13 protein-coding genes and 1 other RNA gene are annotated in these 13,927 nt (G+C 40.8%); 8 read left to right on the top strand and 6 right to left on the bottom strand.

Features of this window, described 5'->3' with window-relative positions; translation table 11 throughout:
• Positions 1-58: 58 nt before the first annotated feature.
• The 5 genes from HR060_RS06985 to HR060_RS06965 form a co-directional block, all read right to left on the bottom strand.
• A complete protein-coding gene (locus HR060_RS06985) occupies positions 59-2,731 on the bottom strand; it encodes a TonB-dependent receptor (RefSeq protein WP_174199573.1) in 2,673 nt (890 codons plus the stop codon).
• A 416-nt stretch (positions 2,732-3,147) separates the two neighbouring features.
• Positions 3,148-3,726 carry a BON domain-containing protein gene (locus HR060_RS06980; protein WP_174199572.1) on the bottom strand — a complete coding sequence of 193 codons (579 nt, stop codon included), beginning with the start codon at positions 3,724-3,726 and terminating at the stop codon, positions 3,148-3,150.
• A gap of 1 nt (position 3,727) precedes the next feature.
• Positions 3,728-4,315, bottom strand: coding sequence for an SIS domain-containing protein (locus tag HR060_RS06975; protein WP_174199571.1), 588 nt, complete (start codon positions 4,313-4,315; stop codon positions 3,728-3,730).
• A 23-nt stretch (positions 4,316-4,338) separates the two neighbouring features.
• On the bottom strand, positions 4,339-4,707 hold the full coding sequence (locus tag HR060_RS06970; RefSeq protein WP_174199570.1) for a YraN family protein: 369 nt from the start codon (positions 4,705-4,707) through the stop codon (positions 4,339-4,341).
• The gene (locus HR060_RS06965) at positions 4,691-6,511 is read right to left on the bottom strand and encodes a penicillin-binding protein activator (protein WP_174199569.1); all 1,821 of its coding nucleotides are present in this window, start codon (positions 6,509-6,511) and stop codon (positions 4,691-4,693) included. The genes HR060_RS06970 and HR060_RS06965 overlap by 17 nt, the downstream gene beginning before the upstream one ends.
• A 124-nt stretch (positions 6,512-6,635) precedes the next feature.
• On the opposite strand from HR060_RS06965, the gene rsmI reads away from it, so the two are divergent.
• The 5 genes from rsmI (at position 6,636) to HR060_RS06940 (ending at position 10,012) form a co-directional block, all read left to right on the top strand.
• Positions 6,636-7,475, top strand: coding sequence for a 16S rRNA (cytidine(1402)-2'-O)-methyltransferase (gene rsmI / locus HR060_RS06960; RefSeq protein ID WP_174199568.1), 840 nt, complete (start codon positions 6,636-6,638; stop codon positions 7,473-7,475).
• Between the two features lies 1 nt (position 7,476).
• Positions 7,477-8,187: a DUF6445 family protein gene (locus HR060_RS06955; RefSeq protein WP_174199567.1), complete on the top strand. Its 711-nt coding sequence runs from the start codon at positions 7,477-7,479 to the stop codon at positions 8,185-8,187.
• 51 nt (positions 8,188-8,238) lie between these two features.
• Positions 8,239-8,606: RNase P RNA component class A (rnpB, locus tag HR060_RS06950), an RNA gene on the top strand.
• A 26-nt stretch (positions 8,607-8,632) separates the two neighbouring features.
• Positions 8,633-9,625: a glycosyl transferase family protein gene (locus HR060_RS06945; protein WP_174199566.1), complete on the top strand. Its 993-nt coding sequence runs from the start codon at positions 8,633-8,635 to the stop codon at positions 9,623-9,625.
• A gap of 21 nt (positions 9,626-9,646) precedes the next feature.
• Positions 9,647-10,012 (top strand): cytochrome b562, encoded by a 366-nt coding sequence (locus HR060_RS06940; protein ID WP_174199565.1) that lies wholly within the window; start codon positions 9,647-9,649, stop codon positions 10,010-10,012.
• Positions 10,013-10,029: 17 nt separating this feature from the next.
• Here the strand turns inward: HR060_RS06940 and HR060_RS06935 are convergent, their stop codons facing one another.
• Positions 10,030-11,217 carry a tetratricopeptide repeat protein gene (locus HR060_RS06935; protein WP_174199564.1) on the bottom strand — a complete coding sequence of 396 codons (1,188 nt, stop codon included), beginning with the start codon at positions 11,215-11,217 and terminating at the stop codon, positions 10,030-10,032.
• Positions 11,218-11,444: 227 nt separating this feature from the next.
• Between HR060_RS06935 and HR060_RS06930 the strand changes: the two genes are divergently transcribed.
• From HR060_RS06930 to HR060_RS06920, 3 genes are all read left to right on the top strand, one after another.
• Positions 11,445-12,107: a 2OG-Fe dioxygenase family protein gene (locus HR060_RS06930; RefSeq protein WP_174199563.1), complete on the top strand. Its 663-nt coding sequence runs from the start codon at positions 11,445-11,447 to the stop codon at positions 12,105-12,107.
• Entirely contained in the window at positions 12,107-13,372 is a 1,266-nt protein-coding gene (locus HR060_RS06925) for a cysteine desulfurase-like protein (RefSeq protein WP_174199562.1), read from the top strand. The genes HR060_RS06930 and HR060_RS06925 overlap by 1 nt, the downstream gene beginning before the upstream one ends.
• Before the next feature lie 74 nt (positions 13,373-13,446).
• Positions 13,447-13,920, top strand: a complete 474-nt coding sequence (locus HR060_RS06920; RefSeq protein ID WP_174199561.1) for an Lrp/AsnC family transcriptional regulator — start codon at positions 13,447-13,449, stop codon at positions 13,918-13,920.
• The last annotated feature ends 7 nt before the right edge of the window (positions 13,921-13,927 follow it).

Genomic DNA, 13,927 nt, shown 5'->3' with positions numbered 1-13,927 from the left:
AAAAACGAAAGAACCCAGCAAATGCCGGGTTCTTGATAATAGGACAAATCCGAATCAATTAGAAGCGGAATTGAACACCTACAGAGTAACGAGCTTCACCGTAGTAAACTGCGTTTGGTACGCCTTTAGCGAAACGAGCTTGGTTAGAAGCAGAAACTGCATCGTTACCCATTTGCTCACTGTCTTCTTCTGTAACGTTTACAGCATCAGCAGTTAATGTGATGTTTTCTGTTAAGTTGTAAGAAGCGCTTAAGTCTAATGTACCGAAGTCTTGGTGCTCACGAGCGCCATAGAAACCAGTTTCACGGATCATGTACTCTGAACGCCAGCTGTATGCAGCACGTGCAGAGAAGTCATCATTCTCGTAGTAACCAACTAAGTTAACAGTGTGCTCTGAAGTATCTGATAACTCTGGGTTGTGGTCAGCGAAGTTAGTCTTGTCTTCAGCTTCTGAATCAGCATAAGTATAGTTGATAACTGTACCGAAACCGTTGTCGAAAGCGTGTTGTAATTGGAATTCTAAACCAATGATATCGCCGCCTTCACCATCTTCATATGATTCAACGTTCCAGCTGTCAGCGCCTGTATCAGGGTCGATGATACCGATAGCTTGACCAGCTTGAGCTGATGAAGTTGTGAAAGTTTGGATTGACTTAGCGAATAACGCTGCTGCAACCATGCTGTCTTCTGAGTAGTACCATTCAACACCTAAATCGCTTTGGAATGCTTTGAATGGGTTTAAGCCTACAGAACCTTTAATTACACCTTCGTTACCTTCGATGTTGTCACCGTAACCTACTAATGCAGAGTTAGTGAACATGTCGTTGTAGTTAGGACGTGCGATTACTGAAGCAGCACCGAAACGTAAGATTAAATCATCAGATAAGTCATATGCGATGTTTAAGCTTGGTAAGATTTCGTTGTAAGAGTAAGTTTCAGTAACAGTCTCATTTGTGTAAGTGTTATTGAAAGAGTACTCAGGATCTACGAAGTCTGGGTCGATAGCAAATGCTTTACCAGTTGCTTTAGTATCGATGAAACGGAAACCGAAGTTACCACGGAAACCTTCTGATTCGAAGTTAGCCATGATGTAGCTTGCAATTGTTTCTTCTTGTAATGAACCAACGCCTGAACGCTCTTCACCGAAACCAGTTAAATGTTCACGAGTGTGAGCAAGGATGCGAGCTGAGTTAGCTTGTGGGATCATGAAACCGTTACCAGCTTCAACCATACCGCTTTGGAACTCTGAACCGTCGTGGATTAATGCATCAGCTGCACCATCGAAACCATCAAATACACCGCGGAATGCGTTTTGCGCGATTTCGTGGTTTGACCAACGGAAACCAGTCTTGATTGAAGTGATTGCACCTAAATCAACATCGAAAGTTACGTCAGTTTGGAAGTAACGCTCTTCGTCAGTACGTGGTTGGCTTACTACTTGTGAAGTTTGTAAACCTTCCCAGCCGAAGTATTCACCAGCTGAAGGTAATGAGAAGTCACCGTTACGTTGATCTGAGAAGTGTACTGGAGTTTGAGTTTGGTCAGTTACACCAACAGAACCTGAGAATGGAGTTAAATAAGCGTGGTTAGTTTCGAAGTTTGTACCACCTTCCGCGTCAGATAAACCAGCTTGGAATTCAAAAGTTGCACCGTCTGCTTTGTAAGTGAAGTCAAACGCGAATAACTCAGTTTCCATTGTAGCTAAACGAGGACGAACGTCCCAGTATGGTTGACCACCAGCGCCAGCGTTTGAAGCCCACTCAGTTGTACTTGTACAGTTAACTGGGATCATGCCGTCGAAGTGTTGGCTGTTTGGTTGATCGATGAACTCAGAACAGTTGCTTTGATCTTGTGGAATCCAAACCTGAACGTTAGTACCGTCAGCTTCTAATTCCATGTTCATGTAGTGGAAACCAAACTCTAAATCGTCAGTTGGAGCGTATTGAGCAGTGAAGTCGATACTTGTACGGTTACGCTCTTGTTGGAAGCTAGTTGGTGCAATACGACCACCCCAGCTGATTAAGCTCTCGTCACCTTTACGGTCTAGGTTGTATTCGTTAGAACCTAGTGCTAATAAAACACCGAAAGTTTCGTCTTCGTTTTTCCAGCTAACTAAGCCAGAAACACTTGGATCTGTTTCTTCAGAAACTGAACCGTATGTACCTTTAGCAGATGCGAAAACTGTTAATGGATCTAAGTCTAATGGCTTACGAGTTTTAACGATAACTGTACCACCAACACCACCTTCTAAAAGGTCAGCTTGTGATGATTTGTATACTTCGATACCAGCGATCATTTCTGGAGCAAGCATTGAGTAGTTAAACGTACGGTCGATTGCTTGTTGTGAGTACCAACCAGCAGAAGCTACGTTTTGACCGTTTAATGTAGTAAGAGTTAAGCCGTTAGAAGCACCACGGATTGAAACTGCAGAACCTTCACCGAATGTACGTGAAACAGATACACCTGGGATACGTGCTAATGATTCAGCAACGTTTGCATCTGGGAATTTACCAACGTCTTCTGCGTTTACCGCGTCAACTGTACCAGTTGAGAAACGCTTAGTATTCATTGATTCTTTTAATGAACCACGGATACCGCGTACTTGGATTACTTCAACTTCTTCTTCAGCTGCTGCTTCTGCTGCGAAAGCTACTGGAGCTGAAACTGTCGCGCCCATTAGAGCTGCTAAGCTCATAGCGTGAGTGATTTTATTTAGTTTTAAAGATGACATTACTGTCCCCTTATTAATTATTATTGATTATGTATTTCTGTTGTAGTTTTTTAATGACATGAAGCCATTACGAACAAACATACACAAATTATTTACGTATTGCAATGACCTTTCCCGCAAAATGTGAGGATTAGTAGAGAAGAGTGAAGTGCTTGATTTATAAGGCCTGTGGAGGTGTTTTTTTAGAACGCTAACACTTTGAATAATTCAATTATGAGAACTGTTACACAGTTTTTCATAATTATTTGTTACTATTTTTTTAGTTAATTTATGTGAACTTTTACCGCTTTTTTAGATCTTTTATTGAACTTTTGGAGCAGTTTAGGGTTTTTGTATTTTTCTACGATTGGCATGAAGTGGTAGTTATTGCAGCCTTAAGGGGAATGTCACCATTCCCCTTGGAATAATTAGAAGGATTAGTCATATCGATATTCGAATACATCGATCACTTTTTCTACCCCTCTCAGATGCCTAACCACGTTAATGGCTTCTTCTGCTTCTTGTTCAGTGACAATACCCATTAAGAACACTTCACTATCTTCGGTAACGACTTTTATATGGGAGCCATCGAAGTTTTCTGCTGCTAGCAAGTTCGTTTTTGATTTAGAAGTTAACCAAGCATCATTAGAGGTAACATCTAAACTGACTTTTTTCTTCACCTTTATACGGTTATGCACTTCAACCACGCCTTCGTAAGAATGCGCTACGCGTTCTACTAAACCTTTTAGATGTGACGAAGGAGCTTGCCCAACTAATAAAACACGTCGGTTGTAACTGATTACATTAATATTTACACGATCGCCTAATTCTTGGTGCTCAGCTATGCGTGCACCAATTTTTACTTCTATTTCTGTATCTTCAACTTGAGCGCCCATTGAGCGTCTGTCATGTGCTGTCATTACAGCACCTGCCGCAGCACCAACAACGACAACTGCACAACCTTGAATAGCAGGAAGCATAATAAGAACAGAGAGTAAGAGAGCGAATTTTTTCATCTTATAAGTTTCCGGGGAATAAAGTGTTTTCAATGGCATAACACAAGCTATGTGCGATGAGTTGTTGAACTTCTAAAATACGTATGGTTTGACTTGATGGGATACGAATTTCTAAATCTTGTGGCCCGAGTAATCCGGCAATTTCGCCACCATCACCACCTGTAAGTGCAATAATAACCATATCTTTGGCCACGGCCGCTTCCATTGTTCTTAAGATAACCGGGTTATTTAGATCAGCTGCAAATACAACTAACACATCACCTGCTTGACCGATTGTTCTCAACTGAGACGCATATAAATTGTCACTTTCTTCATAACTAACCAGGCTGGTCATCGTTGCGTTATTAGAATGCAATAAGATTGCTGGTAGGCTAGGGCGTGGAATTTCAAACCTGTGCAGTAATGAACTGACGAGTGTGCTGGCAATACCGTGAGCAAAACCATCTCCACAGCAGATAATTTTTTTATCTGCTAGTAAGCAGGTTACTAACTTTTCTGCAGCAGTACTGATATTGTCCGACAGCATATCTGCCGCAGCAATCTTAGTTTGGATACTTTCAGTGAAGCTTTGTTTTATTAATTCTTGCATTATTTATGTATAAATTTTGAAGGTTAAAATGCGTTTTGGATCCAGTTTGGCGCGCTATTATCGCCATCAAAACTGATAATATCAAAGCGATATGATGTTAATTGGCTATTTAAGCCGATGCTTTGCATGTAAAGTATCGCTGCCCTTTTTATTTTTTGTTGTTTAGATGGAGTGACGGTACTGGCAGCATTGCCGTATTGCTTACTTTTTCGGTATTTTACTTCGATAAATATGAGCTTATTGCCTTGTTTGGCAATGAGATCGAGCTCTCCACCTTTTACATGCCAATTTTGTTCTATTACCGATAAACCTTGAGTTGAAATAAAGTTGGCTGCTTTTTTTTCATATATTGCACCCTTAACTCGGGTTGTTAGCTTAGTGAATAGTGTCACGGCGAATAATTTTGTTAGCCTTGAACTGTCCCCAAGCAAGCTTGCGCTCGACTTGGCCTGAGCGATTAACCGATAATTCGCCACTCAATCCTGATTGATAGAAACCAGAAAATGCTTTCATTCTTGCTAAGTTAGGCAAAAGTGAAAAAGCGTCATAGCCAAAAGCAAATAAGCTTAGGGTCGCAAATTGGCTATTAGGCCAAACCTGTCTCATTTCTTGTGCTAGCGCCTGTTCCTTACTGTCACCTGGCAGTAGCCAAGGTATTTGACTGAATGTAATGTTGGCTAAGTCATTAAAATCAAGCATATCAATATTATTGGTATAGCTTCTTGAAGTAGCGTAAATAGGTGCTGGCTTTGTGTAAGATGCCGTATTGATGTCAATAAATGGTTTAAGTAATTTAGTTTGTGTTGGGTCTCCAACCAAGTAAATCATATCGATGTCTTGTTTATTACGTACTTCAGATTCAAACTTTTTGGCATTATTAAATAGTGTTTTCATCGTTTTGATATGAGTGCGACTCGATTTAGTACCTAATACTTGTTCAACTACATTTTTCATATCATCAGCCGAGTTAAAATAAGCAAGATGGGCTTTGTTATTAGTTTTTTGCTCGAATGTTTGTTTGAACGTTTGGCTAATTCTATGACCAAAGCTGTTATTGGCAGCAATAATTGCAGGTGCTCGATAACCTTGCTCGGCGAGCATAGTTGCAGCTTGTATCGCTTCGCTCTCTGGTGTTAAAGCAAATGAATAATGGCTAGGGGTTAATGTTAACTCATCTATTTGATTGAGGTGCAAGGCCGGAATACCAGCAAAGTACTGGGCAAAGTTAGATAAGTTTTCTTTTAATAAAGGACCTATTACAAAATCGATATTTTCGGGCGTTGGTTGAGTAAAGTCGTAGTTTTGGCTGTCAATAAACTGCACAATTACATCTGAATCCAAACTCGCTGCCAATATCCCTTGTTGTACGGCCTTTCCTTGTTTCGCAAACTTCCCTGTTAAAGGTAATACTGCCATGACTTGATTGACAGGGTATTGTTCAGTATTCAGCGCTTGGTAAAGGTCATCCGGTAAAGATTGAGCTGCTGCGTGTTCAGGGTACGTCTGTTGCCACTGCTTTATCTTATTTAGCATTAATTCAGATTGGTCAGCAAAGTCTCTACTGATTTTGACCAGTTGTAGCCAGCCACTTAATGTGGGTTCTTTATTTGATACAAAGTTGGTCAAACTAACATCTTGCAGTTGATTAACGTGATGCCAAATTTGCTGATTGAAAATGCCTTGTTCCGATTGAAATAGTCCTGATTCTATCATTGCTATTCGCGCCCGAGCTGCCGCTAAGTCGTGTTGGCTTGCTGCTGCAGAATCCGCTTTGACCAATAAAACTCTTGATTCAAATTGATTGATGGGTTTGAGCTCTTTGGCAATTTGGTAGCTGAGTTGGTCATCACCTAGCAATAACAAACTTTCTGCCATAAAAAGTTGATATTGCTGACGCATAAAATCAGTCAGTAAAGCGGGGGAAATTTGGCTAAGTAGTGCATGAGCTTCAATTGCTCGACCCGTTTTTAATAATTCATCCGATGCTCTGGTATACCAAATAGCCGCTTGTTGCTCGGAAGTGGCTATTTCTGCTCTTGCAAGGTAATCAGCTGCTGTTTTTGGTTGGCGAGCTTGTTTATCTGTTTTAGTCGTTGTCGCTTTTTCGACTTTAGCCTGATTTTTTGGTGTGCTTGTACAAGCAACCAAACTGGCTAAAAGTAGCGCAACAATGGATAAATATTTGACTTGGCTCATGTAACGGGGTTTCCATAAGAATAACAATTGTTATCAAGTTTGATGAGTATATACTATGCGCTTACGAACTAACATCCTGTAAAAACTTGTCTGCAAGTCTTATTGGCACTTCTGAGATAACAAAATGATCCAAGCTTCACACTTATATATAGTGGCAACACCTATCGGTAACTTAAAAGATATTAGCGCTCGTGCTTTAGATGTCTTAGCGGGCGTTGATTTAGTTGCTGCAGAAGATACGCGAGTGGCTAAACGTTTGTTATCTGAATATGAAATCGAAGCCCAGTGTATTGCTTATCACGATCACAATGAATCTACTCAATCAGATAATCTGATAACTAAGCTACAAGCCGGTCAATCTATTGCGCTAGTGTCTGATGCGGGTACACCATTAATTAATGACCCAGGTTATACCATAGTTAAAAAGTGCCGCGAGTTAGGCATTAAAGTTGTGCCTATACCTGGAAGTTGCGCTTTGATTGCTGCTCTATCTGCAGCGGGTGTAGCCACAGACCAGTTTTACTACGGTGGTTTTCTGCCCGCTAAAACTAAAGCCAGATGTGACGTATTAAGCCTATTAGCAGAGCGCAGTTATTCAAGTGTCTTTTATGAATCACCACATCGAATTTTAGCGAGCTTAGCAGATGTACAAAAGACCCTTGGCGATAAAAGGCAAATCGTCATTGCTCGTGAAATTACGAAAACATTTGAAACCATAAAAGGTGGAGCGGTAGCAGATGTCATCGATTGGATGCAGGCTGATCACAACCAACAAAAAGGTGAATTTGTACTGATTGTTGAAGGTGTTGCAAGTAGCGGTCAATTGGATGACAGAGCAAAACAGTTATTAGAAAGTTTAATAGAGCACCTACCGCTGAAAGTGGCTTCAGGTATTGTTGCTCAAACGTTTGATTTAAAGAAAAAACAAGTTTACGAATACGGAATTACGCTGTCGGATAAATAATATGGAATTTAAAGTTAACCCTCTGTTTAGGCTAAATAAAATTTATCTGCAGGATACAGAGCACTTTATTGTCGTGATTGATGATTTTCTCGATAACCCTGATGAAGTTATCGCGTTTGCTAAAGAAAAAGCCGCTTTTAAGCAAGTTGGTGCAGATGGAACTTTATATCCAGGTATTCGAGAAGCGATGCCAAAAAACTACATTGCCAACCTTGAAACTGCTCTAACAACCGTTATCTCCGAACATTTTTATCAGCAACAGCCGATAAAAAGTTTGCCTCCCACAGCTTATTTATCTTTGACCACATTAGCTGAAAGTGATTTAAACCTTTACCAAAAAATGCCGCATGTCGATTGTCTTGAAGAACATGAGTTTGCATGTGTTCATTATTTTTGTGATCAACCGCATGGTGGTACCAGTCTTTATAACTTTAAAGCGCAAAATAAAATTAAGTTGACCACGGCTGAAAGAGAATTGATGTACGAGATGGTTGAAGCGGTTAAAGCTACACCGGATGAACACAAGGGGTATTTGAATCAATCGACTAGCGTATTTGAACGTGTGGGACAAGTTCAGGCTCAGTTCAATCGATTAGTGGTTTACCCTAGTAATTACTTGCACTGTGCTGATATTGATCCCGATATTAGCTGCATTAATGATATCGAAACAGGCAGGCTTTCTGTCGCTTCTTTTCTTGGTTTTAGTGTCTAAATACTGACTTTACTTTATTCTCGGTCTGTCACGAGGTAGAATGCTCGTCGGAAAGTAGGTCGTACAGTCGCTGCTTTATCGTTGTGCCCTTTCGAGGGTAGACGGATAAAGGGGAGGAAAGTCCGGGCTCCATAGGGTAGGGTGCCAGATAACGTCTGGGCGGCGTGAGCCGACGACAAGTGCAGCAGAGAGAAGACCGCCATGCTTGCATGGTAAGGGTGAAAGGGTGCGGTAAGAGCGCACCGCGCAACTGGTAACAGCTTGCGGCGAGGTAAACTCCACTCGGAGCAAGACCAAATAGGGTTCCTTATGGCGCGACCCGCGTTGGAACCGGGTAGGTTGCTCGAACCTTATAGCAATATAAGGTCTAGACGAATGACTGTAGATAACAGAACCCGGCTTATAGACCTACTTTCCCTCTCCATTTTCAACAGCTAAATTCATCATGAGTGACGTTTTCAAACAATACATAAAAGCAATCGGACGAGGTCAACGCTCTGGTCGCTATCTCACCGAAGAAGAAGCGTTCGATGCAATGCGTTTGATTATGCAACAGCAAGTCACACCAGAGCAGCTTGGCGCATTTTTAATGCTACTCAGGGTTAGAGAAGAACATCAAGATGAATTAGCCGGTTTTGTTAAAGCGATTCGCCAAGCAACTCGCCCAGATATTCAAAACCTTGACTGTATTGACATTGACTTTGGTTGTTATGCCGGAAAAAGAAGGCATTTACCTTGGTTTGTGCTGGCGATAAAAGTGTTAGCGGAAAATGGCTATCGCGTATTAATGCATGGCACACAAGAGCCTGAATCTGAAAGGCTGTATTTAAAACAAGTTTTTCAGCATTTTAACTGGCCGATTGCAAAAGACGCTAAAGATATTTCTGAACATATTCAGTGTTGTAATCTCGCTTACATAGACTTGGCAGATATTAATACTGAGTTGGATAAACTGATTCAGATGCGCAGTTTGTTTGGACTGCGCTCGGCTGCAAACAGCTTGGCGAGAATGCTTAACCCCAGTCGAGCTAAATACAGTTTTCACGGCGTTTTTCATCGTGACTTTGATGCTAGGCATATTCAAGTTGCCGCTCTATTGGGTGATCAAAACGTTGCTTGTATCCGAGGAGAGGGTGGCGAAGTTGAAGTAAACCCAGAAAGAGAAGTCGCTATCCATCTCAATCGACAAGATGTCGTTGAGCCTGTGGTTTTACCCAATTTACTTGAAAGTAGGCAGATTAAACCACGTGAATTAGACCTCGATCAGCTAAAGCTATTTTGGCAAGAGCAGCTTGATGATAAACAAGCTACCTATGCGAGGGCTGCTGTTATTGGTTCTTTATCTGCTTACCTTGTTTTATTAGAGGCGCTTAGTCCAGTGCAAGCTTGTACCCGAGCAGAGCAGCTATGGGCTCAGCGAAACCGAAACGTATTTTGATTTATTAATTAGTGAGGAAATATGAAGTTTATTATTTCTGCCATGTTTGCGATGTTGTTAATGGCCTGTACACAACCTACCCCATTACAATCTTCAATGGAGCAGATGGCAAAGTCTTATAAAGTATTAAAAAGAGCACAAACCGTCGAGCAAATGAAGCCTGCTTTAGCTGAATTTAAGCAAGGTTTAGCTTTAGCTCAGCAGCAAACTATACCTACTGCTGAACAAGCGAAATACAAAGAAGGTTTAGAAGAAATTGCAGTACATGTTGAACGCTTAGAAAACTTATTTGTCGATGGCGATATTGAATTAATTAAAGCAGAACTGAAAGCGCTTATCGAGACAAAAGATTTGTATCACGAGCAAGTGATTAAGCAAAAGCATTAATTATATTTGCATGCCTATCAAAACTGATAAGCATGCAAATTTTGTAACGCATTAATCTTGCGTTGATAACGTCTGGCTACATCGTTGAAGTCTGTTTTCAGTTTAGCCTTGTTTAAATACTTCAACGCTAATTCATTATCCCCAAGCTCAAAATAGGCTTTGGCAATACCGAAATAAAATTCATCCGGACTACTATCGAGTTTTATAGCTTTTTTATACGACTTTATTGCTAACTCCATATTGCCTTCTTTGTAGGCTATATCCCCCTTAAGAGCATGATAAAAAGGGTTTTTCTTACGCTTGTACTCAAGCTCAGCTTTTAAATCTTCTGCTTCTTGGTCCCTACCTGTTTTTTGATATAAACCAACTAGATTATCCAACGGTGTATAGTTTTTTTGGTCTAATGAAGCGGCTTTCAAGAAGGTGTTTTCGGCTAATTCGTAAAGCCCTTTTCTTTTGTAAATTAAGCCCAAGTTAGACCAAGTAGGTGAATCAGCGTTGTAGAGATTCAACGCTGCTTTTATATAGGCATACGCTAGGTCATAGTTCTCATCAATAATCGCTTGTGCGGCTTTATTGTTGTAAAACAATGCTTGAACTCTGGGTTTACTTATACGCTTTGCTCTAAATTTTTGGGCTGCGATCTCTGGTGCAAAATCTAATGTGCGCTCATAAGTGATATGACGGCCATCGTGTAAATAATCTTTAGCTAAAATCCTAACGTTGACATGGCCATTGGCTAATCGATTTCCATTTCGCATTGTCCAAAGTTCAGGTACTTTTACTTCTTGAAATTCGACGTCCAGTTTAGCTTGCTGGGCAAGTGCATAAGCCATAATTGATAAAGATAAGCAGTTGGCGGTTTTGTTGCGGTATGCTTGAGAAGCCGTTAAGTCAGCATGGGCTTGATATAAAATATCAACATTGGGCTTACCTAATACTTGTTGCATAAAGGCTTCAATGCGTATTTGTGCGCGTTGGCCTAATTCGAATTGGCCTCGAACAGTATCGATAATTTCTGGATCTAATTTGAAGATATCTGCTTTCGTTTCAACTTGCTGCTGAAAGCTTAGATCAAAGGTTTGATCTTGAAAATACTGAGCGTGGTTAGAAGAAACTGAAAAGTCAGGTTCAGACGTTGATTGGCAAGCAGTTAAGCTAAAAACACTTAAGCTTGCTACCAACAACAGATGTAATCGACTCATGGTGGCATTCTCCTTAGATACACTATAAGCATGGTCCAGCTCAATTTAGAACTCAAGTTCAAACTAGATAGACGACGACTCCAATAAGGTAATTTCGTTCTAAAATTACCGCTATTTTTGAAAAAAAATACTAATTCCTTGATAACTTAAACTGCTTTTTGCAAAAAAACACCCCCCGAGCTTACGTACACTTAAATAACAATTATTAGATAAATTTGAGGTGTGTCATGCTGGCATTTAAAGAAGATTTCTTTTTGGAACTTGGGAAATTAGACCAAGATAATATTCATTTTTTAGCAGAGTCTTTCGACCACTTACCACCCAACCCTTATCTTGATGGCGGCTTTCGCCTTCGCCGTTATTCCCATTTTCGCTACACCAATGGTCATCTATCTCGTTTACCAACAAAGACATTTGTGCAGTCGAGCGAGATCAATCGCTTCCAAGGTGATGTTGAGCGTCAATACGAAGAAATTGAAGACAACATTGTTCAGAGCATCGCGTTTAATGAAATGTTCGATAAGTTTAAAGCGATGGCGCATGTAGACGATGAAGCAGATATTGAAGTACACCAAATTCGCATCATAGCTTCTCCGGGTAAACCGACTCCTGTTGCACCTGAAGGAGTTCACCAAGACGGTTTTGATCGCATTGGTATTTTCGTGATCGATCGCGAACATATTTCTGGTGGTGAGTTACAAATTTACGAAAACCGCGACAGCGCGCCTATTATGCAATATGCTTTTGATCACGGTGAGTTTGTTGTTTTAAACGATCGCCGCTTTTATCACGGCGCTGCTGAAATAACAGCGACAGAAGAAGGTGATGCGCACATGGATGTTTTCGTATTAACTGCAAATGTTAATCGCTTAGTTGAGGTAAATAGTTAATGTCGGCTGTTAATACGGCAGAGCAGTTAACTGCAGAGCTAGATATTCAAGCTATCCGCCAACAATTCCCGGCGTTAGCACAATTGCATAATGATAAGCCAGTGTGTTTTTTTGATGGCCCAGGCGGTAGCCAAGTTAATCAAAGTGCACTCGATGCCATGATAAGTTATTTAGGCAGATACAATGCAAATTTAGGTGGGCACTATTTTTCTAGCCAAGTGACTACTGAGTTGATGGCACAAGCCCGAGCTTCTGCTCAAACTTTTTACAATGCCGCCTCGACTGATGAGATTGTATTTGGGGCCAATGCAACAAGCCTAGCTTTTAGCTTTAGCCGAATGATAGCCAATACTTGGCAGCCAGGTGATGAGATTATCGTCACTGCACTGGATCATTATTCAAATGTCTCGCCTTGGGTACTTGCAGCGGAGGAAAAAGGTGTCAAAGTTCATCTTATCAAGGTGACTGAGCCCGAATGCAATCTGGATTTAGTACATCTAGCTTCATGCCTGAATGAGAAAACACGCCTTGTCGCTTTTACTTATGCATCTAATACAACGGGCACTGTTGTTGATGTTGAGGGAGTTGTAGACATAGTAAAGCAGCACTCTAGTGCATTAACTTATATAGATGCAGTACATTTTGCCCCACATGGTTTGCTTGATGTTCAACGTTTAGACTGTGATCTATTAGTCACATCCGCTTATAAGTATTTTGGCCCACATTTAGGTGTGCTCTATGCAAAGCAATCAGTGCTAAAGATGTTAAAGCCTTACAAAGTTGAGCCCGCACCAGATAATATTCCTTTTTGCTTTGAAACCGGTACACAAAACTTCGAAGCAATGGCTGGCTTTGTCAAAACGATTGATTACCTAGCTGGCCTTGCGGGCCCTTATTCAGATAAAAGATCTGGACTTGAAGCAAGCTTTGCACTCGTTGTTGAATATGAACAACAGTTAGCTCGTTATTTTTTAAACGCTTTACAAAAGCTTGATGGCGTAGAGCTTTACGGCCTCTCGAGTGCTGAACAAAGGACTCCTACTTTCGCAATTCGATTTGCTGAGCATAGTCCTGAAGTTGTTGTAAAGGCACTTGCCAAGCAGAATATATGTGCGTGGAATGGTCACTTCTACGCCAAGGGGTTGGTTGAGCAATTGGGTTTGGCCGATAAAGGTGGTGTCATTCGTATTGGTTGTATGCACTACAACGAAATCGATGAACTGGAAACCTTATTTTCCATTTTAGCTAAATTTCAGAGTCGTTGATATCTGGCGCATTTCTATCTTCAATAATTGATCGCCTATGATTAGGCGATCACTATTAGAAAATTTATGCATAAATGACAGCGCCTTTAGATAAAACAGACAAAAAAATACTGGCTTTACTACAATCTGATGCAACACTCACCGCTCAAGAAATCGCGGAGCAAGTAGGCCTATCACAGTCACCCTGTTGGCGTCGAATTCATCGCTTACAAGAAGAAAACTACATCGCTAAAAATGTTGCTTTGCTTGACCGACACAAATTAGGTCTGGGAGTCGTCGTTTTTGTCAATATTAAGTTGTCTTCCCATGGACGTAATATGCTTGAAGAATTTGAGCACGCAATTGTTGGTTACCCTGAAGTTGTTGAATGTTGGACTATTTCTGGTTCTATGGACTATATTTTAAGAGTGGTTGCTGAAAATATAGAATCCTATGAGCATTTTCTGAGAAGTCGTTTACTCAAGCTCCCTCATATATTAGAAGCGCAAAGTCATTTCACTATGACTGAAGTAAAAAATACCACCACGTTACCCATCAGTTTTGGTTAATCTATTT

Source organism: Marinifaba aquimaris (genome assembly GCF_013328345.1).
GTDB lineage: Bacteria > Pseudomonadota > Gammaproteobacteria > Enterobacterales > Alteromonadaceae > Marinifaba > Marinifaba aquimaris.
The sequence above is the reverse complement of the archived record's forward strand: the minus strand, read 5'-3'. Positions and strand labels throughout refer to the sequence as shown.